At 71.0% G+C, this 22,624-nt stretch carries 20 protein-coding genes; 8 read left to right on the top strand and 12 right to left on the bottom strand.

The annotated features are described in order from the left end of the window. Positions 1-6 precede the first annotated feature (6 nt). The 3 genes from AB0P24_RS15260 (at position 7) to AB0P24_RS15250 (ending at position 3,375) form a co-directional block, all read left to right on the top strand. On the top strand, positions 7-246 hold the full coding sequence (locus AB0P24_RS15260; protein WP_181805540.1) for an SCO4848 family membrane protein: 240 nt from the start codon (positions 7-9) through the stop codon (positions 244-246). 33 nt (positions 247-279) lie between these two features. Then, a complete protein-coding gene (locus AB0P24_RS15255) occupies positions 280-1,587 on the top strand; it encodes a metallophosphoesterase (RefSeq protein ID WP_365793988.1) in 1,308 nt (435 codons plus the stop codon). 234 nt (positions 1,588-1,821) lie between these two features. Next, positions 1,822-3,375 carry an ABC transporter substrate-binding protein gene (locus AB0P24_RS15250; protein ID WP_365793986.1) on the top strand — a complete coding sequence of 518 codons (1,554 nt, stop codon included), beginning with the start codon at positions 1,822-1,824 and terminating at the stop codon, positions 3,373-3,375. A 139-nt stretch (positions 3,376-3,514) separates the two neighbouring features. Here AB0P24_RS15250 and AB0P24_RS15245 read toward each other — a convergent pair whose 3' ends face one another. Both AB0P24_RS15245 and AB0P24_RS15240 read right to left on the bottom strand, forming a co-directional pair. Continuing rightward, the gene (locus AB0P24_RS15245) at positions 3,515-4,981 is read right to left on the bottom strand and encodes a HAMP domain-containing sensor histidine kinase (RefSeq protein WP_365793984.1); all 1,467 of its coding nucleotides are present in this window, start codon (positions 4,979-4,981) and stop codon (positions 3,515-3,517) included. Then, the gene (locus AB0P24_RS15240) at positions 4,978-5,667 is read right to left on the bottom strand and encodes a response regulator transcription factor (protein ID WP_234535435.1); all 690 of its coding nucleotides are present in this window, start codon (positions 5,665-5,667) and stop codon (positions 4,978-4,980) included. The genes AB0P24_RS15245 and AB0P24_RS15240 overlap by 4 nt, the downstream gene beginning before the upstream one ends. 175 nt (positions 5,668-5,842) lie before the next feature. Here AB0P24_RS15240 and AB0P24_RS15235 point away from each other — a divergent pair, with 175 nt between their 5' ends. Continuing rightward, positions 5,843-8,257: an MMPL family transporter gene (locus AB0P24_RS15235; RefSeq protein ID WP_365794032.1), complete on the top strand. Its 2,415-nt coding sequence runs from the start codon at positions 5,843-5,845 to the stop codon at positions 8,255-8,257. Here the strand turns inward: AB0P24_RS15235 and AB0P24_RS15230 are convergent. The 9 genes from AB0P24_RS15230 to AB0P24_RS15190 all read right to left on the bottom strand — a co-directional run bounded on the left by AB0P24_RS15230 (position 8,250) and on the right by AB0P24_RS15190 (position 14,913). Further along, positions 8,250-8,996 (bottom strand): TetR family transcriptional regulator, encoded by a 747-nt coding sequence (locus tag AB0P24_RS15230; RefSeq protein WP_365793982.1) that lies wholly within the window; start codon positions 8,994-8,996, stop codon positions 8,250-8,252. The two genes, AB0P24_RS15235 and AB0P24_RS15230, sit on opposite strands and share 8 nt — an antisense overlap. 9 nt (positions 8,997-9,005) lie before the next feature. Then, positions 9,006-9,551 carry a DCC1-like thiol-disulfide oxidoreductase family protein gene (locus AB0P24_RS15225; RefSeq protein WP_365793980.1) on the bottom strand — a complete coding sequence of 182 codons (546 nt, stop codon included), beginning with the start codon at positions 9,549-9,551 and terminating at the stop codon, positions 9,006-9,008. After that, positions 9,548-9,955: a hypothetical protein gene (locus tag AB0P24_RS15220; RefSeq protein WP_365793978.1), complete on the bottom strand. Its 408-nt coding sequence runs from the start codon at positions 9,953-9,955 to the stop codon at positions 9,548-9,550. The genes AB0P24_RS15225 and AB0P24_RS15220 overlap by 4 nt, the downstream gene beginning before the upstream one ends. A gap of 94 nt (positions 9,956-10,049) precedes the next feature. Further along, entirely contained in the window at positions 10,050-10,460 is a 411-nt protein-coding gene (locus tag AB0P24_RS15215; RefSeq protein ID WP_181807210.1) for a VOC family protein, read from the bottom strand. 227 nt (positions 10,461-10,687) lie between these two features. Next, positions 10,688-11,467: a succinate dehydrogenase iron-sulfur subunit gene (locus AB0P24_RS15210; RefSeq protein ID WP_365793976.1), complete on the bottom strand. Its 780-nt coding sequence runs from the start codon at positions 11,465-11,467 to the stop codon at positions 10,688-10,690. Next, positions 11,467-13,221 (bottom strand): succinate dehydrogenase flavoprotein subunit, encoded by a 1,755-nt coding sequence (gene sdhA / locus AB0P24_RS15205; protein WP_365793974.1) that lies wholly within the window; start codon positions 13,219-13,221, stop codon positions 11,467-11,469. The genes AB0P24_RS15210 and sdhA overlap by 1 nt, the downstream gene beginning before the upstream one ends. 19 nt (positions 13,222-13,240) lie before the next feature. Then, positions 13,241-13,723 (bottom strand): succinate dehydrogenase hydrophobic membrane anchor subunit, encoded by a 483-nt coding sequence (locus AB0P24_RS15200; protein ID WP_189265798.1) that lies wholly within the window; start codon positions 13,721-13,723, stop codon positions 13,241-13,243. A 5-nt stretch (positions 13,724-13,728) separates the two neighbouring features. Beyond that, on the bottom strand, positions 13,729-14,109 hold the full coding sequence (gene sdhC / locus AB0P24_RS15195) for a succinate dehydrogenase, cytochrome b556 subunit (RefSeq protein ID WP_043406142.1): 381 nt from the start codon (positions 14,107-14,109) through the stop codon (positions 13,729-13,731). Between the two features lie 195 nt (positions 14,110-14,304). Next, a complete protein-coding gene (locus tag AB0P24_RS15190; protein ID WP_365793971.1) occupies positions 14,305-14,913 on the bottom strand; it encodes a 2-oxo-4-hydroxy-4-carboxy-5-ureidoimidazoline decarboxylase in 609 nt (202 codons plus the stop codon). A 155-nt stretch (positions 14,914-15,068) separates the two neighbouring features. On the opposite strand from AB0P24_RS15190, the gene AB0P24_RS15185 reads away from it, so the two are divergent. The 4 genes from AB0P24_RS15185 (at position 15,069) to AB0P24_RS15170 (ending at position 19,949) form a co-directional block, all read left to right on the top strand. Next, a complete protein-coding gene (locus tag AB0P24_RS15185; protein WP_365793969.1) occupies positions 15,069-16,727 on the top strand; it encodes a glycoside hydrolase family 20 protein in 1,659 nt (552 codons plus the stop codon). Between the two features lie 363 nt (positions 16,728-17,090). Next, the gene (locus AB0P24_RS15180) at positions 17,091-17,648 is read left to right on the top strand and encodes a hypothetical protein (protein ID WP_365793968.1); all 558 of its coding nucleotides are present in this window, start codon (positions 17,091-17,093) and stop codon (positions 17,646-17,648) included. Between the two features lie 170 nt (positions 17,649-17,818). After that, on the top strand, positions 17,819-18,199 hold the full coding sequence (locus AB0P24_RS15175; RefSeq protein ID WP_365794030.1) for a hypothetical protein: 381 nt from the start codon (positions 17,819-17,821) through the stop codon (positions 18,197-18,199). Positions 18,200-18,476: 277 nt separating this feature from the next. Next, positions 18,477-19,949: a DHA2 family efflux MFS transporter permease subunit gene (locus AB0P24_RS15170; RefSeq protein WP_365793966.1), complete on the top strand. Its 1,473-nt coding sequence runs from the start codon at positions 18,477-18,479 to the stop codon at positions 19,947-19,949. A gap of 3 nt (positions 19,950-19,952) precedes the next feature. On the opposite strand, the gene AB0P24_RS15165 is transcribed toward AB0P24_RS15170, so the two are convergent. Further along, a complete protein-coding gene (locus AB0P24_RS15165; RefSeq protein WP_365793964.1) occupies positions 19,953-22,235 on the bottom strand; it encodes a peptidoglycan recognition protein in 2,283 nt (760 codons plus the stop codon). Between the last annotated feature and the right edge of the window lie 389 nt (positions 22,236-22,624).

Genomic DNA, 22,624 nt, shown 5'->3' with positions numbered 1-22,624 from the left:
GTCTCTGTGAAACTCAGCCGTCCGGTCTCCTGGTTCCTGCTCGCGTTCGGGGTGTGGAGCTGGTTCATCTGGATCACTTTCGTCAAGAACCTCGTCAAGGACGGCAGCGGGCTCGCCTTCGACAACGGCCGTCCCACGGCGTACTTCTGGGTCCACCTGGCACTGGCCGTCGTGTCCTTCGTATTGGGGACGGTCATCGGGGTCATCGGGTTGCGCGGCGTACGCGCACTGCGCCGCACGTCATAGAGACCGCACAGGAACAGGAAGAGGCACCGCAGGGTGATCATCGTCTTCGGGCTCCTCGCCCTGGCCGTGGTGACGGCCCTGTACCGGTACCTCTGGCGCCGCCTGATACGGGACACGACGACGGGCTGGGGGCAGGCCCGCCGGATCGGCACCACCGCGTTCGTCGTCGGCCCGGCGGTGATGTTCGCGGCGCTCTTCGCGGAGGTGGGGCACGCGCCGTTCGTTCTCCAGCGGGCGCTCGCCTGGCCCGGCTTCCTGTGGATGGTGCTCTCGCTGTACCTGCTGCTGGCGGTGGTGGCGGGGGAGGTGGCAAGGCCGTTGCTGGGCCGCCTCCTGGAGCGCCCACCTTGGAAGCGCCCCGAGCCGGAGCGCCCCGAAAGGGGCGCGGGGCTGCATGCGGGTTACGGCTACCGCCGCGAGGGCGCGACCGGCCACGACGACGGGCACCTGTCACCGCAGACTGAAGCACCCCTCAAACAACTCACCCGCACCGAGAATCCCGCGCCTGCTCCCACCCCCACCCGCCGCCTCTTCGTCTCCCGGGTCGTCGGCGGCGCGGCCGCCACCGCCGCCGTCACCACCGTCGGCCTCGGCACCTACGGCGTACTCCGCGGCCCAAGCGTGAAACGCGTCACAGTTCCCCTGGCCAAACTCCCCCGCGCCGCCCACGGCTACCGCATCGCCGTGGTGAGCGACATCCACCTCGGCCCCGTCCTCGGCCGCGGCTTCGCACAGCGAGTCGTCGACACGATCAACGCGACCCAGCCCGACCTGATCGCCGTCGTCGGCGACCTGGTCGACGGCAGCGTGAAGGACCTCGGCCCCGCCGCCGCCCCCCTGGCCCAGCTGTCCGCCCGCCACGGCAGCTACTTCGTCACCGGAAACCACGAGTACTTCTCCGGCGCCCGACAGTGGGTCGAAGAGGTCCGCACCCTGGGCCTGCACCCCCTGGAGAACGCCCGTACCGAACTGGCGTACTTCGACCTCGCCGGAGTGAACGACCTCGCCGGTGAGAGCACCGGCCAGGGCCCCGATTTCGACCGTGCCCTGGCCGGCCGGGACCCGGCCCGCGCCTGCGTGCTCCTCGCCCATCAGCCCGTCCAGGTCCACGAGGCCGTCCGGCACCACGTCGACCTCCAGCTCTCCGGCCACACCCACGGCGGCCAGCTCTGGCCGGGCAACTTCATCGCGGCGGCGGCCAACCCGACCGTCGCCGGCCTGGACCGCTACGGCGACACCCAGTTGTACGTCTCCAGGGGCGCCGGCGCCTGGGGCCCGCCCACCCGGGTGGGCGCCCCGTCCGACATCACGGTCATCGAACTCGCGTCGAAACAGGCCTGACCGAAACCGCCCCCCTGGAGTCCCCCCGCGGTCCCGCGCGCCCGCTGTGCAAGAGCTGTGAAATCCGGGGGAAACACGCTCTCGGTAAGTTCTTCCTCATCTAGTCAGATCACTCTTCCCCCACACGAAACACCTGTGGTTAGGTGAGCCGCGTCACTTAGGGGAGTGGCGCTTGGGGAGGGCCTGGGTAGGGCCTGGAACGGACCCGTGCTGGTCCTGGGGAGGGCACCGACCATGCGATCTGTTCGCATGCGGATTCTCGCGACACTCGTCGTTCTGGCGGTCGTGGGGATCGGTGGCTGGCAGCTGCTGCCGTCGCAGAACAACAACAAGACGATCACCGTCGGCACGACCGACGCCGTCACCTCGCTCGATCCGGCCGGCGCCTACGACGCCGGTTCCTGGGCGTTGTTCAACAACGTCTTCCAGACACTGCTCACCTTCGCGCCCGGCGGTGCCCAGCCCGTCCCGGACGCGGCGAAGAGCTGTGACTTCACGGGCTCCGGACTGCGGACGTACCGCTGCGTGGTGCGCGACGGGATCACCTTCCCGAGCGGCCGGGCGATGACCGCCGAGGACGTGAAGTACTCCTTCGACCGGGTCAAGAAGATCAACTCCGATGTCGGCCCGGCCTCCCTGCTCTCGACGCTCGGCTCGGTGACCGTCTCGGGCAGGACCGTCACCTTCCACCTGTCGTCCCCGGACGCGACGTTCCCGTTCAAGCTGGCCACCGGCGCCGGCGCGATCGTCGACAAGGACAAGTACCCGGCGGACGGCCTGCGCGGCGGCGACGCGGTGGACGGCACCGGCCCGTACACCCTGACGTCGTACACGAAGGACAAGCAGGCGACGCTGGCGCCCAACAGCCGCTACAAGGGCGAGCTGAGCGGCACCGGCCGCCCCGTCGAGCTGCGGTACTACGCCGACTCCGCCAAGCTCGCCAGTGCGTACCAGGCCAAGCAGGTCGACGTGGCGACCCGGACGCTGCCGCCCGCCATGGTGTCGAAGCTGTCGCCGAGCGACCCCGACCAGCGCGTCCTGGAGTCGGACAGCTCCGAGACCCGCAACCTGTACCTGAACACCCGCAAGACCTCGCCCCTGCACGACGTGCTGGTCCGCCGGGCCCTCGCCTGGCTGGTCAACCGCGAGGACCTGGCCGCGTCCGTGTACGACGGCACGGTGCAGCCGCTCTACTCGCTGATCCCGAGCGGCCTCACCGGCCACACCACGTCCTTCTTCGACACCTACCCGACCCAGAGCGTCGCCAAGGCGAAGGCACTCCTGGAACAGGCCGGCGTCAGCACCCCCGTCGAGTTCTCCTTCGGCTACGGCATCGGCCACGGCGCGGGAGCCGAGGAGGCCGCCGCGCTGAAGAAGCAGCTGGAGGCGGGCGGCCTGTTCAAGGTCGACGTCAAGGGCTACGAGTGGACCGACTTCCAGAAGTCGTGGGCCCAGGGGAAGATGGACGCCTGGGCGGTCGGCTGGGTCGCCGACTATCCCGACCCGGACACCTTCGGCTCCTCCCTGGTCGGCAGCGACTCCGTGATGAGCACCGGCTACAGCAACAAGGCCGTCGACAACCTTCTCCGGGACAGCCAGCAGTACGCCGACCGCAGCCGGGCCGAGGAGTACTTCCGCACCGTCCAGACGGACGTGGCGAACGACGTCCCGCTGATCCCGCTGTGGCAGCGCACCGACTACGTCCTCAGCAGCGAGGACGTGGGCGGAGCCCAGTACCTCACGGACAGCACGGGCGTCTTCCGCCTGTGGAACCTGAACTGGATCTGACCGCCGGACACCCGGCGACCACCACAGGACGCGGGTGGGCGCCGGGTGAGGAGCAGACGTGCGACGAGACGGGCGGGTGGCCGCCCCTTCGGGGGCGCGGGGTTGCAGACGGCATGCGGCTACCGCCGCGTGGGCGCGCTCAACCCCCGCCCACCCGCACCCGAGACTCAGACGCAACGCAACGCAACGTGACCGTCACCGCCAGCCCCTCCCCGGGTGAGGTCCGCACACAGACCTCACCCCCATGCGCCTCCACCACCCCCTGCACGATCGCCATCCCCAGTCCGCTCCCCTGCGCACTCCCCACCCGGAAGAACCGGTCGAAGATCCGCCCCGCGTCCTCCTCCCCGAGCCCCGGCCCCTCGTCGGCCACCCACACCCGCACCACCCCGTCGGCCCGCTCCACCCCCAACCGCACGGCCGCCTCCACCGGGGTATGCGTACGGACGTTGGCCAACAGATTCCCCAGCACCTGCCGCAACCCCGACTCGTCGCCCCGCACCAGCACCGCCCCGTCGGCCTCCACGGCCACCGGCCGCCCCGGCTGCTGCGCCCGCAGGTCCTGAGCCGCGTCCCGCACCAGCCGGCTCACGTCGACGTTGCGGAACTGGATCTCCGGCCGCTGGTCGAGCCGGGCGAGCAGCAGCAGCTCGTCCACCAGGCGGCCCATCCGGTCCACTTCCCCGTGCATCCGGTCCCAGGCCCGCCGTCGCTCCCCGGGCTCGCTCAGCATCCCCTTCTCGTACAGCTGGAGATAGCCGCGGATGGCGGCGAGCGGCGTGCGCAGCTCGTGCGAGGCGTCGGCGACGAACCGGCGCAGCTGGGCCGCGCTGCGCTCGCGGGTCCGGTACGCCGTCTCCACCTGGTGCAGCATCGCGTTGAGGGCCAGCCGCAACTGCTCGACCTCCTCGGTCGGATGCTCACTGGAGGGCACCCGCCGGGTCAGGTCGCCCTCGGCGATCGCCGACGAGGTCTCCACCATGTCCTCCAGCGGCCGCAGCCGCTGCCGCACGCTGTACATGGTCAGACAGCACAGCAGCGCGAGCAGCAGCGAGCCGACCGCGAAGTCGAGCTTCAGCGCCTTGGCTATGCCCTTGTCCAGCAGCTCGGTCGAGGTGGCCAGCAGGATGTAGGGGCCGTCGGTGAGCCGGGTCGCCGTCACCCGGTAGGACGCGCCGCGCACGTCGAGGTCGCGCGGTTCGGGCGCGGCGGCGAGGGCGTGCGGGTCGGACACGGCGGCCGCGAGGGCGCGCTGGGCCCGGGTCGGCTTCATGTCGAAGACGGAGATCGCGTCACCCCTGGCGTCGATGACCGTGAAGATCGAGTCCGGGGTCGGGTCGGACTCGCCGGGGGTGATCCGGTCACGGATCAGGCCGAGCGCGCCCAGGGAGTCCACCTGCCGCAGGGTCAGTCCCGAACTGCCCAGGGAGGATCGCATCTTGAGCAGTTCGGAGTCCGTCTGTTCGAGCAGGTACAGCCGCATGCCCATGATGCTCACGGTGGTCGCCACCACGATGCCGACGGCCAGCAGCCCGACGTTGGCCAGGGTGAGTTTGCCGCGCAGCGAGTGCAGGCCGTGCCGGTGGCGGCGCTTGCCGAGGCTCATGTCAGGCCGTATCCGACGCCCCGCCGGGTGGTGATCACCGGGGCTCCCAGGGCGTCGAGCTTGCGCCGCAGGTAGCTGATGTAGGTCTCCACGACGGTCGACTCGGACGGTATGTGCTCGTACTGCCAGACGTGCCTGAGCAGTTGTTCCTTCGGCACGATCCGGCCGCCGTTGCGCACCAGGAAGCGCAGCAGCGCGTACTCGGTCGGGGTCAGCTCGACCGTGCGGCCGGCGCGGTGCACCGAGTACGTCGTCTCGTCCAGCTCCAGGTCGCCGTAGCGCAGCGGCGGGCGCTGCTGGATGACGTCCGCCGGGCGGGTGCGGCGCAGCACGGCGCCGATCCGGGCGACGACCTCGTCGATGTTGAACGGCTTGGTGATGTAGTCGTCGCCGTAGCCGAGCGCCCCGACTATCTCCGCCGGGGCGTCCCGCGCGGTGAGGAACACCAGCGCCAGGTCCGGGCGGCGGGCGCGCAGCTCGCGGCCGAGGGCGCGGCCGTCGCCGTCCGGCAGCATCACGTCGAGCAGGGCCGCGTCCGGCCGGGTGCGCTCGGCCAGCGCGAGGGCGTCCCGGACCGTACCGGCCGTCATCACCTCGAACCGGTGGTAGCGCAGGGCGATGGCGAGGACGTCCGCGATGCTCGGCTCGTCCTCCACGATCAGCACGGTGCTGCCTGGAGCCGTCATGCCCCCAGTATCGGCGCCGCCGCCGACAGCCGGGGGCGCACAGCTTTGGAGTTCCTTGAGAGTCATGCGCGTCCCGTGTCCCGGCACGCGGCCCGCTGCCGATGCTGTTGCCCAGGACCTGGGGGACCAACCGACCGAAGTGATCTACGACAAGGAGCTGTTGAGCGTGACGGCATTGGCACGGTGGTGCTATCGGCACCGGCTGGTGGTCCTGTTGCTGTGGGTGGGGGCACTCGTCGGCGTGGGCTTCTCGGCCTCGGCGGCGGGCACGAACTACGCGAACGTGTTCTCCCTCCCCGACACGGACTCCAAGACGGCGTACGACCTGATGGAGAAGGCCTTCCCGACCACCTCCGGTGACACGGACACGGTGGTGTGGAAGGCCGGCAGCGGTTCGGTCAGGGACAAGGCGGTCCAGGACCGGATCGGGCCGGCCCTGGACAGGATCGCGAAGCTGCCCGGCGTGGGCGCGGTCACCAGCCCCTACGCGGGCGCCCGGGGAGCGGCGCAGATCAGCAAGGACGGCACGATCGCGTACGCCCAGCTCACCTTCACCAAGCGCGCGAACGAGATCCCCAAGGAGCAGGTGCAGAAGGTCCTCGACACCGCGCGGGCCGCCGAACGCCCCGGCCTTCAGGTCGAGGTGGGCGGCCAGGCCATCCAGCGCGTCCAGGAACCGCCGCAGGGCCTGTCCGAGATGGTCGGCATCGTCGCGGCGGCCGTCGTGCTGTTCCTCGCCTTCGGCTCGTTCTTCGCGATGACCCTGCCCATCGCGATCGCGGTCTTCGGCGTCGGCATGGGTCTGTTCTCCACCCAGCTGCTCAGCCACACCACCGACATCCCCGACATCGCGCCGCTGCTCGCCTCCCTGATCGGCCTCGGCGTCGGCATCGACTACGCCCTGTTCATCGTCACCCGGCACCGGCGCGGCATCCTGCGCGGCCTGGACCCCGAGGAGTCGGCGGTCACCGCCCTCAACACCTCGGGCCGTGCGGTGCTGTTCGCGGGCGGCACGGTCTGCATCGCGCTGGCCGGCATGCTGGTCACGAGGCTGCGCTTCCTGGACGGCGTGGTGATCGGCACCTCTCTCACGGTCGTCCTCAGCGTCCTCGCGGCCACCACCCTGCTTCCCGCCCTGCTCGGCTTCCTCGGCCCGCGCGTCCTCAGCCGCCGCCAGCGCCGCCGGCTGGCCGCCGAGGGCCCCGAGCCGGAGAAGGCGAGCGGTCTCGCGGCCCGCTGGTCGGCGAACGTCGAGAAGCGCCCGCGCCGCATCGCGCTGCTGGCCGTGGTGGTCATGGCGGTCCTGGCCATCCCCGTCCTCTCCCTGCGCCTCGGCGCCACCGACCAGGGCAACGACGACGCCTCCACGACCACCAGGAAGGCCTACGACCTGCTCGCCGAGGGCTTCGGCCCCGGCTTCAACGGCCCCCTCCAGGTGGTGAGCGCGGGCGGCGACACGGCGAAGCTGGTCGAGGGCCTGCAGTCGACCCGGGGGATCGCCCAGGTGGCCGAGCTGCCCCCGTCCCGGGGTGTCACGGTCATCCAGGTGGTGCCGACCACCTCCCCCCAGTCCAAGGCGACGGACGACCTCATCGACACCATCCGTGACCAGGTCATCCCGAAGGCCGGCGCGCAGGCCCACGTGGGCGGCGTGACGGCGGTCTCCAAGGACTTCGCCTCCGTCACCGGCGACCGTCTGCCCCTCTTCATCGGGACGATCATCGCCCTGGGCTTCCTGCTGCTCCTGGTCGCCTTCCGCTCCCTGGTCGTCCCGCTGACGGCCGCGCTGATGAACCTGCTCGCGGCGGCCGCCTCCTTCGGCGTCCTCGTGGCGGTCTTCCAGTGGGGCTGGGGCCTGGACCTGCTGAGTCTCGGCAAGGAGGGCCCGATCAACGCGTTCCTCCCGGTCATCATGCTCTCCCTGCTCTTCGGCCTCTCCATGGACTACCAGGTGTTCCTGGTGAGCCGGATGCACGAGGAGTGGGTGCACACGAAGGACAACGCGCGGGCGGTCCGGGTGGGCCTCGCGGAGACCAGCCGCGTCATCAACAGCGCGGCCCTGATCATGGTCTGCGTCTTCCTGGCCTTCGTCCTCAGCGGCAACTCGGGCGCGGCGACGGCGGGCGTGGGCCTCGCGGCGGCGGTCGCGCTGGACGCCTTCATCCTCCGTACGGCCCTGGTCCCGGCGGCGATGCACCTGCTGGGCAGGTCCAACTGGTGGCTGCCGGTCTGGCTCGACAAGCGGCTCCCGCACCTCGCGGTGGAGCCGAAGGAGGAGGAGCCGGCTCCGCACCCGACCGCTCCCGGCGGCCCGGCCACGGCGATCCACGGCTTCATCCGGACGGCCGACGGCGGGCCGGTCGAGAACGCGTCCGTGACCCTCATGTCCAAGGGCGGCCGCCAACTGGACCGGGTGACCTCCCTGGCGGACGGCTCCTACATCCTCTCCGTCCCGGCGCCCGGCACCTACCTGCTGGCGGTGACCTCGGCGTCGTACGGCTCGCGGGCCCGGCACGTGACGGTGGTGACCGAGGGGCCGCTGGTGTACGACGTGGAGCTCACCGGGGACGAGGTGGACGCGGTCAGCTAGCCGAGTCCTTGGTCCTGGCCGACGGATCCGGCAGGACCCGGGTCATCCCCGGCAGGAAGTCCGTGAACAGTTCGTGGACCTCCAGCACCAGGGGCCGCAGCACCCGGAACCGCGCGAGGGAGACGCCTCGCGCGGTCAGCCGGGCTCCCCGTTCGGCGAGCCGGTAGCTGCGCTCGCGGCCCTCGGTGCGGTCGAAGATCCAGTACAGGACGAGGCCCATCTGGGAGAGCCACATCAACTCGGGGAGCACGTCCCGCAGTTCGGGGGCGACCTTCGTCTTCGCCCCCGCCAGCACCTCTCGATGCACACTGATCGCCTCCTCGCGCGCGTGCTCGCTCTCCGGGGAGAAGGGGCTGAGGGGGCTGTCGGGGTCGGCGGCGTTCTTGAAGAAGTGGATCGCGAACTCGTGGTACGGCCGGGCGATGTCCAGCCACACCGTGAGCACGCCCGCGAGCCGCGCCTCCAGGTCGGTCTCCTTGGCCAGGACCTCGCGGACCGCCACCCGGTGCTCGGCGGCGAGCTGGTCGTAGAAGCCCTGGATCAGGTGTTCCTTGCCGGCGAAGTAGTAGTACGCGTTGCCGACGGAGACCCCGGCCTCCGTGGCGATGGCCCGCATCGTGGTCTTCTCGTAGCCGCGCTCCCGGAACAGGCGCATCGCCGTCTCCAGGATCAGCGCGCGGGTCTGCTCGGACTTGCTCTGGGCACCGGCCTCGACGGGACCGTCGTTCTTCGCGGACACGGACAGAGCCTAACGAGTGGCGCAGACGCCGCCGTCACAGCCCGGCGGGTCGTAGATCCACCCGAGACCCGGGTCGTACTCCCACCCGTCGCCCGACCACCGCCCCTCAACGAGGCGCTTCGCGCCGCCCCTGTCGACGTCCTCGCGCCGGTAGACCTTCCCGCCCCACTGCGCGCCCCGCCACCTGGCGGCGGCGAGCACCGCGCCCCGGGCCAGCCGGGCCCCGGCCGGTGTGCTCAGCCGGTGGGCCAGCGGCCGCTGCTCCCGCAGCGCCCACAGCACGACGATCCAGGCGGCGGTGTCCCGGTAGACCTGCCCCGCGTCGCCCACCACGGTGACCTCGTCGAGGGTGGCCGAGTGGTCGAGGTCCGGGAAGCGCCGTCGGGCCTCGGCCGAACCCGCCGGGACCAGGTCCAGCGGCACCAGCTGCGGCTGGCGCCCGAGCCAGTCGCGCAGGAAGGTGCAGAGGCCGCACTCGGCGTCGTAGAGGACGGTGAGCCCGTGGACCGGGACGCGCAGGGCGTCCCGGTCGGCGGTCGTGGTCACGGCGCTCACGCCCCGGCCGCCGGTGCGGTCCAGCCCTGCGGGGGGACCGGCGGGAGCTGTTCCTTCTCCATGATCCCGCGGCGCCGTATCCGGTTGAGCACGTAGACGTTGCCCAGGTGCATCACACCGAGCACCAGCAGTACGACGCCGAGCTTGGCGGACAGTGCCTCGAAGATGCCCCGGGTGTCGTCGATCGCGTCGCTGGTGTGCAGGTAGAGCGCGACGAAGCCCAGGTTGACCAGGTAGAAGCCGACGACCAGAAGGTGGTTGACGGCGTCGGCGAGCTGCTCGTTGCCGTGCAGGACGTCGGCGAGGAAGACCCGTCCGTTGCGGCTGAGCGTGCGGGCCACCCAGATGGTCAGACCGATGCTGACGAGCAGGTAGATGACGTAGGCGATGACCGTGCGGTCCATGCCCCACCCCTTCTTGAACGCGTTCAAAACGCTGACGGGGATGACTGTAGACCTGCTTTTGAACACGTTCAACTCCGTTGCGGAGTGACCCCGTTCACGCTCGCCGCGCCAGCTCCGGCCGCTTGCCGTAGTCGGTGAAGCCGATGATGTTCCCCCAGGGGTCGGCGACCTCGACGGTCCAGCCGGTGGCCACGGAGAACGGCTCGTCGAGCACCGCGATCCCGGCCTCCTTGAGCCGCCGGGCCGTGCCCCGCGCGTCCGGCACCTCCAGCCACACACGCGGCGACGCCCACACCGCCGGCCGGTGCCCGAGCCCCTCCTCGGCCCGCAGCAGGATCCCGGGCGTCTCGCCCCCGACCTTCAACAGGGCGATCCCGCCCTCGTCGAACCGGAACCCGACCGTGAACCCGGCCCGCTCGTAGAAGGCGACGGCGTCCGCGAGCCTCCCGACGGGCATCACCACGTTGTCGAACCCGAGCAGTTCGTAGGACTCGTCATCTGACATGACGTCAGGTTAGATGCGGCGATCGCGGGGTCGTGGGAGCCGAACGGGGACCGGTGCCGTGATCACTCGTTGAGGTGAGGCATCCCTGGTCCCCCCTGGGCAGGCTGATGGGCCGGGCGAGACTCCGTCCCGTGGGAGCACCCGGAACCTGAGCGCCGAGCGGTACGACAAGGGCCCCGCCCCGGTGCGGAACCGGAAGCGGGGCCCAGGTGGTCCTGGCGGAAGGGTCAGAAGCGGCGCGTGATCAGCGCCCGCTTCACTTCCTGGATCGCCTTGGTGACCTCGATGCCGCGAGGGCAGGCGTCCGTGCAGTTGAAGGTCGTGCGGCAGCGCCACACGCCGTCGCGGTCGTTCAGGATCTCCAGGCGCTGCTCGCCCGCCTCGTCACGGCTGTCGAAGATGAAGCGGTGCGCGTTGACGATGGCGGCCGGACCGAAGTACTGGCCGTCGTTCCAGAAGACCGGGCACGAGGACGTGCAGGCCGCGCAGAGGATGCACTTCGTGGTGTCGTCGAAGCGCTCACGGTCCTCGGCCGACTGAAGCCGCTCACGCGTGGGCTCGTTCGTGTCCTTCGTGATGAGGAAGGGCATGACGTCCCGGTACGCCTGGAAGAACGGCTCCATGTCCACGACCAGGTCCTTCAGGACCGTCAGGCCCTTGATGGGCTCGACCGTGATCGGCTTCTCGGGGTTGATGTCCTTGATCAGGGTCTTGCAGGCGAGGCGGTTCTTGCCGTTGATCCGCATCGCGTCCGAGCCGCAGATGCCGTGGGCGCAGGAGCGGCGGAAGGTCAGCGTGCCGTCCAGGTCCCACTTGATCTTGTGGAGGCCGTCGAGGACGCGCTCCTTCGGGTCGATCTCCAGCTGGAAGTCTTCCCAGACGGCGTCCGCGGAGACCTCCGGGTTGAAGCGGCGGACCCGGAAGGTGACCGTGATGTACGGGGAGTCGGCGAAGCCGGGCTCGGGCTGGCCGGCCGCGTCCGCCTTGTCCAGAACGGGGGTTGCCATCAGTACTTACGCTCCATCGGCTGGTAGCGGGTCTGGACGACCGGCTTGTAATCGAGACGGATGGACTCGGTGCCGTCGTCGCCCACCTCGCGGTACGCCATGGTGTGGCGCATGAAGTTGACGTCGTCGCGGTTGGGGTAGTCCTCGCGGTAGTGACCGCCGCGGGACTCCTTGCGGGCCAGCGCGGAGACCGCCATGACCTCGGCGAGGTCGAGCAGGTTGCCGAGCTCGATGGCCTCCAGCAGGTCCGTGTTGAACCGCTTGCCCTTGTCCTGGACCGAGACGTTCTTGTAGCGCTCGCGCAGCTCCGCGATCTTCTCGACCGCCGTCTTGATCGTCTGCTCGGTGCGGAACACCATGACGTTGGCGTCCATGGTCTCCTGCAGCTCCCGGCGGAGCGTGGCGACCCGCTCGTTGCCCGTCGAGGTGCGCAGCCGCTCGATCTGGGAGACCACGAACTCGGCCGGGTTCTCCGGGATTTCCACGAAGTCGTGACCGTGCGCGTACGCGGCGGCCGCGATGCCCGCCCGGCGGCCGAACACGTTGATGTCGAGCAGCGAGTTGGTGCCGAGGCGGTTGGCGCCGTGCACCGACACACAGGCGACCTCGCCGGCCGCGTACAGGCCCGGGACGACGGTGGTGTTGTCGATGAGGACCTCACCCTCGACGTTGGTCGGGATGCCGCCCATGGCGTAGTGCGCGGTGGGCTGGATCGGGATCGGGTCCGTGTACGGCTCGATGCCGAGGTAGGTGCGCGCGAACTCGGTGATGTCCGGGAGCTTCGCGTCCAGCTGCTCCGGCGGGAGGTGGGTGAGGTCGAGGTAGACGTGGTCGCCCTCGGGACCGCAGCCACGGCCCTCACGGATCTCCGTGTAGATGGAGCGGGAGACGACGTCACGGGACGCGAGGTCCTTCATGACCGGCGCGTACTTCTCCATGAAGCGCTCGCCGTCCTTGTTGCGCAGGATGCCGCCCTCACCGCGGGCGCCCTCCGTCAGCAGGATGCCCATGCGCCAGATGCCGGTCGGGTGGAACTGGAAGAACTCCATGTCCTCCAGCGGCAGGCCGCGGCGGTAGACCGCCGCCTGACCGTCACCGGTGAGCGTGTGGGCGTTCGACGTCACCTTGAAGAACTTGCCGCAGCCGCCGGAGGCGTAGATGACGGCCTTCGCCTGGAAGACGTGGATCTCGCCGGTGGCCAGCTCGTAGGCGACCACACCGGCGGACTTCTTGACGCCGTCGACCTCGGTGATCAGCTGGTCCAGGACGTAGAACTCGTTGAAGAACTCCACGCCCTCCTTGACGCAGTTCTGGTACAGCGTCTGGAGGATCATGTGGCCGGTGCGGTCGGCCGCGTAGCAGGACCGGCGCACCGGCGCCTCGCCGTGGTTACGGCTGTGGCCGCCGAACCGGCGCTGGTCGATGGTGCCGTTCGGGGTCCGGTTGAACGGCAGGCCCATCTTCTCCAGGTCGAGGACGGCGTCGATGGCCTCCTTCGCCAGGATCTCGGCGGCGTCCTGGTCGACCAGGTAGTCGCCGCCCTTGATCGTGTCGAAGGTGTGCCACTCCCAGTTGTCCTCCTCCACGTTGGCGAGCGCGGCGGCCATACCGCCCTGCGCGGCGCCCGTGTGGGAGCGGGTGGGGTAGAGCTTGGTCAGGACCGCGGTGCGGCTGCGCTTCGTGGACTCGATGGCCGCGCGCATGCCCGCGCCGCCGGCGCCGACGATGACGGTGTCATACTTGTGGATCTTCATGATTCTCGCAGCCCCGTGCCTAGCGGATGTTCGGGTCGAAGGTGAAGATCACCAGCGAGCCCAGCAGAATGGTGAACACCGTGGCCGTGTAGAGCAGGCCCTTGAGCCACAGCCGGGTGTTCGCGCGCTCCGCGTAGTCGTTGATGATCGTGCGCAGACCGTTGGCTCCGTGCAGCATGGCGAGCCACAGCATGAGGAGGTCCCAGACCTGCCAGAAGGGGCTCGCCCAGCGACCGGCCACGAACGCGAAGCCGATCTTCGACACGCCGCCGTCGAGCACCAGCTGGATCAGCAGGTGGCCGAGGACCAGGACGACCAGTACGACACCGGACAGGCGCATGAACAGCCAGGCGGCCATCTCGAAGTTGCCGCGGGTGGAGCGCGGGGTCTTCTTGGTGCGCTTGCGCGGGGCCTCGATGAGGGGGGCCGGGTTGTCGACGTCGAAGAGGGGGGCGCCCTCGACGGGGCCGACGCCGGCAGCGGGGGTTTCAGTGGTCGACATCGGCGTCAGCTCCCGAACAGGACACGAGCGGCGTGGCCGAGAACGGGGTAAATGGCCCCGGCCATCAGGACGACCCAGACACCGACGACCGTCCAGAGCATCTGCTTCTGGTAGCGCGGGCCCTTCGACCAGAAGTCGACGGCGATGACGCGCAGGCCGTTGAGGGCGTGGAAAAGGATGGCGGCGACGAGGCCGTACTCCAGCAGTGCGACGATCGGCGTCTTGTACGTGGCTACGACCTTGTCGTAGTCCTCGGGGGAGACGCGGACGAGAGCGGTGTCCAGCACGTGAACGAACAGGAAGAAGAAAATGAGGACGCCGGTGACTCGGTGAGCCACCCAGGACCACATTCCTTCCCGGCCGCGGTACAGCGTTCCAGCCGGCACGGAAGTCCCTCCGGGAGCGGGGTATCGGGGCCGCGCCGGCTTGTGGGTGTCGGTCGGGCCCGGCCGGGTACGGTCCACCGGCCCTCAGCATCGTAGCGATGCGCCGGCGCCGGGCTTACGCCGGGCCTACCGGTGTGATCAAAGTGGCACGCGGATGGGTGAGCGCCGGCGGGGGGCCGAGGACGGTCCGTGCGGTCATCTGCCGGGTGCGGCGCCGTTCGGGCTGGTCGCTCCCCCACTCTCGACTGCGCTGGAGCGGGGGGACCCCCATCGCGGCGGAGCCGCTGAGGGGCACGGCCCCGCGCCCCTCAGTTTCTCGGCGAGCCGTTGCCCGGCGAGGCGCCGTAGCTCCTCCGCCGCCACAACCCGTTCCTCCTCCGGATCGTTTGTCAAACGTGACCGGATGCCCTCCAGGACGCGGTCCAGGGATTCGGCGGGCGGCGTGTCGCCCAGGTAGATGACGAAGACGTGTCCGAAGCGGGCCTCGTACGCCGCGTGTGCCGCGCTGAGCGCGGTGTGGGCGGCCGAGTAGGTGCCGTCGGGCACCGGCGGCAGGCACTCGCCCGCCAGGGCCCCGGACAGATCCTCCGGCGACAGGTCGTACGCCGCCTCGTCGGCTGCCGCCAGGAGGGATTCGACGTCGGGGTAGGGGCGGTGGGCGGCGATGCGGTGGGACCAGCGCGGGCTGTGCAGGCAGTGCAGGAGCAGCGCGCCGGCCTCGTCGTCCGGGGCGGCGTTGAAGGCGTCCAGCGGGGCGGGGAGAGGGGGCAGACGGTGGGCGGGCAGCGTGGGTCCTCGCGTCACGGGCGGTGTGGCAGGGGATGCTGTGAGAGATGTGTCGTCGACGTTATAGAGGACGTTCACGGCGTGTCCGATGGTTGCTTGAATTTCACCCGAACGGGAGAGTTTCGGATTGGGTCGGTGACGCTCGTGGGGCTGGCGCGTCGTAAGTTGTAGCCGTGAGCCAGCACAGGCGCAGGCCGTCGGCACGGCAGGGCGCGCGAAGGCGGGCGGTGATAGTCGCCGCGGCCTTCGCGGGGACCGTCGCGCTCGGCACGGGCATCGGCGTATGGGCCACCTCGGGCGGCGGCGACGGGGCGGCCCGGCAGCCCTCCGCGAGCGCGCGGGCCGCCTCGTCTCCGGCGCGTTCCGGGGCGGCGACCCCCGCGCCCACGCCGACCCGCAGCTACCCCCTCTCGCAGGCGCCCCGCACCATCCCCGCCGTCCGCTCCCACACCGCGGCCCGCGGCCCCGGCTGGCGCCCGCGGCCGGGCGGCCGGGTCGTGGTGAGCAACGCGGCGCTGGCCGACGAGGGACGGCTGACGGCGAGCGAGCTGGGCCTGTCGTACGCCGGGCAGAAGGGCGCCGCCGACGACGTCAGGCCCGGTGACCTGCGGCTCGACCTCGGCGGCAGCGGGGACCCGGAGTCGTACACCATGACCGTGCGCGGCGGGTCGGTCCGGATCAGCGGGCCCGGGGACGCGGGCGTCTTCTACGGCACCCGGACGCTGAAGCAGGAGGTGCACGGCGGCGGTACGGCCCCGGAGGGGGTCGTGCGGGACCAGCCGGCCAAGCCGCAGCGCGGGTTCATGCTCGACATCGCGCGCAAGCCGTTCACCGCGGGCTGGATAGAGTCGCGGATACGGGAACTCGGCGACCTGAAGTTCAACCAGCTCGGGCTGCACTTCTCCGACGACCAGGGCTTCCGGATCGAGTCCGACACCCACCCCGAGATCGTCTCCCGGGACCACCTGACCAAGGCGCAGGTGAAGGAGATCGTCGCGGTCGCCGCCGCCCGGCACATCCAGGTCGTGCCGGAGATCGACTCGCCGGGACACCTCGGTGCCGTCCTCGCCGCCCACCCGGAGCTGCAACTGCGCAACGCGCAGGGCGTGGCCACACGGGGCGCCATCGACATCTCCAAGGACGCCTCGGCGAAGCTCGTCGACGATCTGCTCGACGAGTACGCCGACCTGTTCCCCGGCTCCTACTGGAACCTCGGCGGCGACGAGTACCAGGCCCTGACCGTCGCGAACCCGCAGGCCTCCTACCCGCAGCTGGCGGCCGCCGCCCGGCGGGAGTACGGCTCCGGCGCCACCGTCGCCGACCTCGCCACCGGCTGGCTGAACGCCCGCGCCGACACCGTCCGCGCCCACGAGCGGACCATGCGGGCCTGGAACGACGGCTTCTTCCGCGGCACCTCCGTGCAGCCCGCCGAGGACCTCCAGGCCGGCTACTGGACCGGCAAGGAGTACGGCGCCCGGCAGCCCGTGGAGTACCTGAGGGCGGGCCGCAAGGTCCTCAACTACAACGACGAGTACCTCTACTACGTCCTCGGCGAGCCCAACACCTTCGTCTATCCGACCGGACAGCGGATCTACGAGCAGTGGATCCCGCGCATGCTGCGCGGCACCTCGGCCGTGGCCGCGCGGTACGAACCCCAGATCCTCGGCGGCTCCTTCGCCGTCTGGTGCGACCTCGCGGGCTCCCAGACCCAGGACCAGGTGGCGGCCGGCATCCGGATGCCGCTGCGGGCCACCATCCAGAAACTCTGGGACCCGAACCCCCCGACGATGTCCTGGACGGACTTCAAGGCCCTCGCGAACCGACTGGGCTGACAGGGGATCACGGTGGACGTACGGCGGTGACGGGCCGTACGTTCCGCCTTCCGCGCGCGGGCCGGGGAGGGTCCCGCGCTCTACCGCTTCCCCGACTTGACAGGGTCATGCCATGACTGGGGAGATGCTCATCCGTATGCGGCACGGGAAGGCGTCGGCGGCCACCGCTCCGGCCGCGCCCTGCCCCCCGGCCCGCCGCCTCCGACCCTGACACACTGTTGGCCGAAAACGCATTCTTCGGACTCCTGTGGATCCTGGGTGTCCTGCCTGTGTGACAGTGCCGTACCGTCGCACGCAGTCAGGGAAAGTGCGGGCTCCGTGCGCATGGGTGCCTTGGTATGTACCGTTTCTGGGAGGCGTGGGATGAGCCTGGTGGAGCTGATCGCTCAGGCCGATGAACGCGGACTGGCCGCCAGCGGGTTGGCCTGTTTGGATCGGTGCGTGCCGCTGCTGGGCGGCGACGACCTGGTCCTGCGGCCGCTGTGGGCGAGCCTCGCCGACGGCTCCGACTGGGGCCCGGGCCTGGAGAAGGCGCGCGGCTCGCTCGGCGCCGGCGCCGAGCGCGACGACCGGGCCGGGGAGGCCCAGGCCCTCGCCCGGCGGATGCTCGACGCCGCGCCCGAGTCGCGGGAGGCCGCGGACATCCGCCTGTGGGCCGACGCCTGCTCCGTCGCCTCGCTGCAGATCCATCGGCTCCTCGACCCCGCCGAGGACGCGGCACCCTCGGTCGACTCCCGCCGGGAGGGCGGCACCGAGGGCATGTCCCCGCTGGTCGCCGCCGAACTGCGCCGTCAGGTCACGGTGCTCGAACTGCTGGCGGAGCACGGCGCGGCCGGGCTGCGGCGGGCGCTGGACGTCTCCACCGAGGGCCGCCGGGTGCTGCGCGCGGTGGTCTCACGGCGGGCCCGCGGGCTCGGGTGAACCATTCGTGACGGCGGTGCGCGGGTCCTGCGCCGGTTGCCGCAACCCCCCTGTGTACGGGTGACGAAACCGCCGTCGGCCTCGCTTTTCCCTATGTGACAGCCCACGATGCGACAGCCGGCCACCTGACCGTCGAACACCTGCCTGACGATCACTTGCCCGACGACCACCTGACAGCGCCGCGGCGGACCAGGCCGCACGCCGCCGTGAGACCGGCCCGGTGGGCGGCGGACGCGGTGGCCATGATGCGCGAGGGCGCGCGGGTCCGGCTCGACTACTCGGCGCAGAGCCTGTGGCGGGTCGACCGCATGGTGGAGGAGATACGCCGGGAGGGCGCGCCGTACGACGCCGTCCGGGAGATGCTGCGCGGCTTCGGGGCCTACGCCGGCGAGGTGATCGTCCGTCACGCCGGCGCCGAGTGGTGGGCGTCCGGCGGCGACCACTGGATCCGCACCCCCGACGGCCGGCTGTGGGACCCGATCGACGAGGCCCGGCGGTGCTACCGCGGCCAGGGCTCACTGCGACTGCTGTGCCGGGACGCGCTGGGCTAGGGCCTGTTGCGAAAGTGCCGTCTGCCGCGCGGCGTCCGGCGTGCCCTCCCGCCGCACCGCCCGAAAGCCCGAGTACGCCCGGTACGAGGGCTTTCGGGCGGCACTCCGCCAGCCTTCGGCCGGGGGGACGCCCAGAGCACGCACCGGACGCCGCGCGGCCGCCCTCCGGGCGACGACGCCACTTTCGCAACAGGCCCTAGCCGGAGGCCCGGCAAAAAACACCGAAATAGGAGACGCGGCCGTTCCCAACAGGCCGGTGGCGGAGCACGATTGCCCCATGGCCGACAACCGACGCTGGTGGGCCCTGGTCGTCATCGCCCTGGCCCAGCTGATGGTCGTGCTCGACATGACCATCGTCAACATCGCGCTCCCCTCCGCCCAGGTCGCTCTGCACATGTCCGACGGCAACAGGCAATGGGTGATCACCGCCTACACCCTCGCCTTCGGCGGGCTGCTGCTGCTCGGCGGCCGGATCGGCGACCTGGCCGGACGCAGGGTGGCGTTCATGACCGGCCTGGTCGGCTTCGCGGCCGCCTCCGCGCTCGGCGGCGCCGCGGTCAACCAGGGGATGCTGTTCGGGGCGCGGGCCTTGCAGGGCGTGTTCGCCGCGCTGCTCGCCCCGGCCGCGCTGTCGCTGCTCGCGACGACGTTCACCGACCCGAAGGACCGCGGGAAGGCGTTCGGCATCTTCGGCGCCATCATCGGCGCGGGCGCCGCGGTCGGGCTGCTCGCGGGCGGCTTCCTCACCCAGTACCTGGACTGGCGCTGGTGCCTGTACGTCAACGTGCCGATCGCGCTGGTCGCCTTCGCCGGCGCCTGGGTCCTGCTGCCCGACGGCGGCCGCCATCCCGACGCCCGCCTCGACGTCCCCGGCGCCCTGCTCGGCTCGGCCGGCATGCTCTCCCTGGTCTACGGCTTCTCCGAGGCGGAGTCCCGGAGCTGGGGTGACGGCCTGGTCCTGGCCCTGCTCACCGGCGGAGTGGCGCTGCTCGGCCTCTTCGGGTACTGGCAGACCCGCGCCCGGGTCCCGCTGCTCCCGATGACCGTCGTACGGGACCGGCAGCGCATCGGCTCGTTCCTCACCGTGCTGCTGGTGACCGTCGGCATGTTCGGCGTCTTCCTCTTCCTGACGTACTACATGCAACGCGTCCTCGGCTATTCGCCCGTGAAGACCGGCGTCGCCTATCTCCCCATCACCGTCGGCATGGTCACCGGCTCCACCCAGGTCGCCGCCCGGCTGCTGCACCGGGTCCCGCCCCGCATGCTGATCGTGCCCGGGCTGCTGCTGGCGGCCGGGGCGCTGGCGCTGATAGCCCAGGTCGGGGTCGAACCGGCGTACGCCTCGCACATCCTGCCCGGCATGCTGATGCTCGGCCTCGGCATGGGCACGGCGATGATGACCTCCGTCTCGCTGGCCACCGGCAACGTCGCCCCACGGGACTCGGGCGCGGCCTCGGCCACCTTCAACACCGCCCAGCAGGTGGGCGGTTCGATCGGTACGGCACTCCTCAACACCATCGCCGCGAGCGTCACCACCCGCTACGCCACCGCGCACGCCGCGGCCGTTCCGGACCGGGCGCTGCTGGCGGCGAAGGCCGCGGTGCACGGCTTCAACGTGGCCACCTGGTGGGCGATGGCCGCGCTGCTGCTGGGCGCCCTGGTCGCCGGGGTGGTCGTGAACGCGGACCGGGCGCCCACCCCGCAGGCAGCGCGGGAGCGGACGCCCGAACCGGTGGAGTCGGCCACCTGAGAACTACTTGAGGTACACCAGGCCGTCCGTCGTGACCGTCGGACGGCCGCTGGTGCCGACCACCACGATCTTCACGGTGTGCTGGGCGCTGGACGACCAGGTCCTGGTCCAGATCGCCTGGCGGTACGAGGTCGTCGTGGACTTCAGGTCGACGGTCGCCACCTTGGTGCCGTCGACGTAGACGTAGGCCTGACCCGAGGTGGACGCCCGCGAGACCACCCAGGAGGCGGACCGGCCGGTGAAGGTCCAGGTCAGGCTCGCGCCCTTGGAGCCGCTGGAGTAGGACGTGCCGCCCAGGTAGTTGGTGGACGACCGGGCCGTCCACGTACCGGCCTTGGCGGCCGACGTCTCCTGGAGGATCACCGGGGTGAAGGAGGCGGAGGAGGTGCGGGTGTTGCCCGCGTAGTCGTACGCCTTCATCGACCAGGTGGACGCGGTGCCGGGCTGGGCGGTGCGGCTGGAGCCGGTCGTGGCCGGGCCGAAGGCGGCCGTCGTCGGGGACAGCAGGCTCACCGACTTCAGGGCCGCGTTGTCGGTGGCCTTCCAGCCGAGGGTGACCGGGACGGCGGTGGTGCTGACGGTGCCGGTGCGCAGGGAGAGCTTCGGCGCGGTGGTGAAGGTGGGCGCCGTGGTGTCGGTGACGACGGTCAGTGCGGCGGTCGTCGTGGTCTTGCCGGACTGGTGCACGGCCCGTACGGCCACGGTGTGGCTGCCCGCGGCGAGCGTGGCGCCGGCCGAGGTCGCGGTACCGGAGGCGGTGGCGGCGGTCCTGCCGTCCACCAGCAGCTCGAACTTCGAGATCAGCGAACCCGGCGTGGTGGTCGACCACTTCGCCGTGATCGCTCCCTTGGTGTAGTACGTCGAGCCGGACGCGCTCGCACCGGACAGCGAGGTGAGCTTCAGGCCCTGCACCGGGCCGGACGCCCAGGCGCGGACGGTCGGCAGCTGGGGATAGAGCGAGTTGCCGGGGCACTGGGTGTTGTAGCCGTCGCGGTGCCCGGAGATCCGGTTGAAGGTGTACGCGGTGCCCGAAGTGAAGCCGGTGCCGAAGTAGTTGGTCTGGGTCGCGCCCGCCGTGAGCTTGACGGTGCCGGCCGGGTCGGCGCCGTACTGGCCGAGCTTCCAGGCCGCGATCCGGGCGATCGACGCCAGAGCCGCGTCCGTGGCGCCGGCCGAGGTGTAGTCACCGAGCACCGCGATACCGGCCGACTCCCGGTTCCAGCCGTAGGTGTGCGCGCCGAGCACCGGCAGGTCCACACCGCCCTTGCGGCCCTCGAAGATCGTGCCGCACTTGTCGACCAGGAAGTTGTAGCCGATGTCGTTCCAGTGCTCGGTCTGCGTGTGGTACGCGTAGATTCCCCGGACGATCGCCGGGGAATCCGAGCACGCGTAGTCGTTGGTGCCGTCCGTGTGGTGGACGAAGACGGCCTTCACGTCCGCGTTGTAGTCCGACGGGTCCGGGCTCAGCGACTCGTCGGCGCCCCAACCGGCCCGCGAGACGATCGGCGGCTCGGGCACGGTGGACGGCGGCGCGACAGGCGTGGAGGCCGACGGGCTCGCGGACGCGCTGTCCGTCGGCGCGGCGGACGCGGAGTCGCTCGGGGAGGCCGAGCCGGTGGCCGGCGCGGAGTCGGCCGGCGTCACGGACCCGGCGGGCGACGCGGAATCCGCCGGGGAAGCCGAGTCGGCCGGGGAGGCGGAGGCGCCGGGTGACGCGGAGTCCGTCGGCGACGTGCTGTCGCCCGGGGTGGCGTCCGCCACGAACGCGGCCGGCTCCGCCCTGGTCTCGGCGGCGGTCACCACCCCCGGGTCGACCAGGTTCACCTGGAGTCCCCTGGGCAGACCGGCACGGGTGGCGCCGTCCCGGCCGACGACCTGGACCTGGACGCCGTCGGAGGGGCCGACCCACACCGGCTCGGACGCGCCGCGCGCGTCGGGGCCGGCCTCCGGGTCCTCCAGCGGGTCGGCCGCCTCCAGACCGTGCCAGGCGCTCCACTGCCCGGTCTCGGCGCTCCGGGTACGCACCTGGGCCGTGCCGTGCAGCCGCTTCGTCGCCCCCGTCCAGGAGACGCCGAGCAGCGAGAACTGCCGGGTGTCCGTGCGCGGCAGCTCCCGCTTGCCGTTCGTGGTGCCCTTCAGCGCCAGGTCGTAGACCTTCACCGGCCGTCTGGCCTGCCCGCCGGTTCCGTGGCCGGCGGACGGGCTGGCGACGGCGTACGTCACCACACCCCCGCCGCCCAGGACCACCGCACCGAGCGTCAGCCACGCCCGTCGCCTCGTGCTCAACGGTCTGTACGCACGCTTACCGCGTGGACTCACTCGTCCCCACCCCTAGAAAAGGACCATCACTGTCAGGCCTGTCACACCTTTCACACAGGCCACGCTTAGGCTCAGCGTCCGGTCCTGACTAAACGTCACTCGTCACTCGTCACTCGTCACTCGCCACCCGTGGACGTGCCGACGGGAGAGCGGACGGCGGAGGTCTGCTCGCTCGGCGAGCTGCCACGCGGGAGAATCCTGCGGACCGCAAAACCCCAGCGGTGCGGAAGAACCGAAGCAACGGCCGGGGCCGCCACCCCCCACAGGAGAGGCCCCGGCCGTCGCGCGGTACGGACCGCGCGGCGGCCCGTACTCTGTACAGCGCCATGACTGCGTTTTCTGTCACACCTCAGGGC

This window comes from Streptomyces sp. NPDC086519 (assembly GCF_040686075.1).
In the GTDB taxonomy this organism is placed as follows: domain Bacteria; phylum Actinomycetota; class Actinomycetes; order Streptomycetales; family Streptomycetaceae; genus Streptomyces; species Streptomyces shenzhenensis.
Note: the sequence above shows the minus strand (reverse complement) of the source record. Positions and strands in the feature narration are given on the sequence as shown.

What these genes read in the sequence shown, in the direction of transcription:
- sdhA (WP_365793974.1), bottom strand. Translation starts at nt 13,221, where the DNA reads ATGAAGATCCACAAGTATGACACCGTCATCGTCGGCGCCGGCGGCGCG.
- AB0P24_RS15250 (WP_365793986.1), top strand. Translation starts at nt 1,822, where the DNA reads ATGCGATCTGTTCGCATGCGGATTCTCGCGACACTCGTCGTTCTGGCG.
- AB0P24_RS15220 (WP_365793978.1), bottom strand. Translation starts at nt 9,955, where the DNA reads ATGGACCGCACGGTCATCGCCTACGTCATCTACCTGCTCGTCAGCATC.
- AB0P24_RS15245 (WP_365793984.1), bottom strand. Translation starts at nt 4,981, where the DNA reads ATGAGCCTCGGCAAGCGCCGCCACCGGCACGGCCTGCACTCGCTGCGC.
- AB0P24_RS15170 (WP_365793966.1), top strand. Translation starts at nt 18,477, where the DNA reads ATGGCCGACAACCGACGCTGGTGGGCCCTGGTCGTCATCGCCCTGGCC.
- AB0P24_RS15210 (WP_365793976.1), bottom strand. Translation starts at nt 11,467, where the DNA reads ATGGCAACCCCCGTTCTGGACAAGGCGGACGCGGCCGGCCAGCCCGAG.
- AB0P24_RS15180 (WP_365793968.1), top strand. Translation starts at nt 17,091, where the DNA reads ATGAGCCTGGTGGAGCTGATCGCTCAGGCCGATGAACGCGGACTGGCC.
- AB0P24_RS15200 (WP_189265798.1), bottom strand. Translation starts at nt 13,723, where the DNA reads ATGTCGACCACTGAAACCCCCGCTGCCGGCGTCGGCCCCGTCGAGGGC.
- AB0P24_RS15215 (WP_181807210.1), bottom strand. Translation starts at nt 10,460, where the DNA reads ATGTCAGATGACGAGTCCTACGAACTGCTCGGGTTCGACAACGTGGTG.
- AB0P24_RS15240 (WP_234535435.1), bottom strand. Translation starts at nt 5,667, where the DNA reads ATGACGGCTCCAGGCAGCACCGTGCTGATCGTGGAGGACGAGCCGAGC.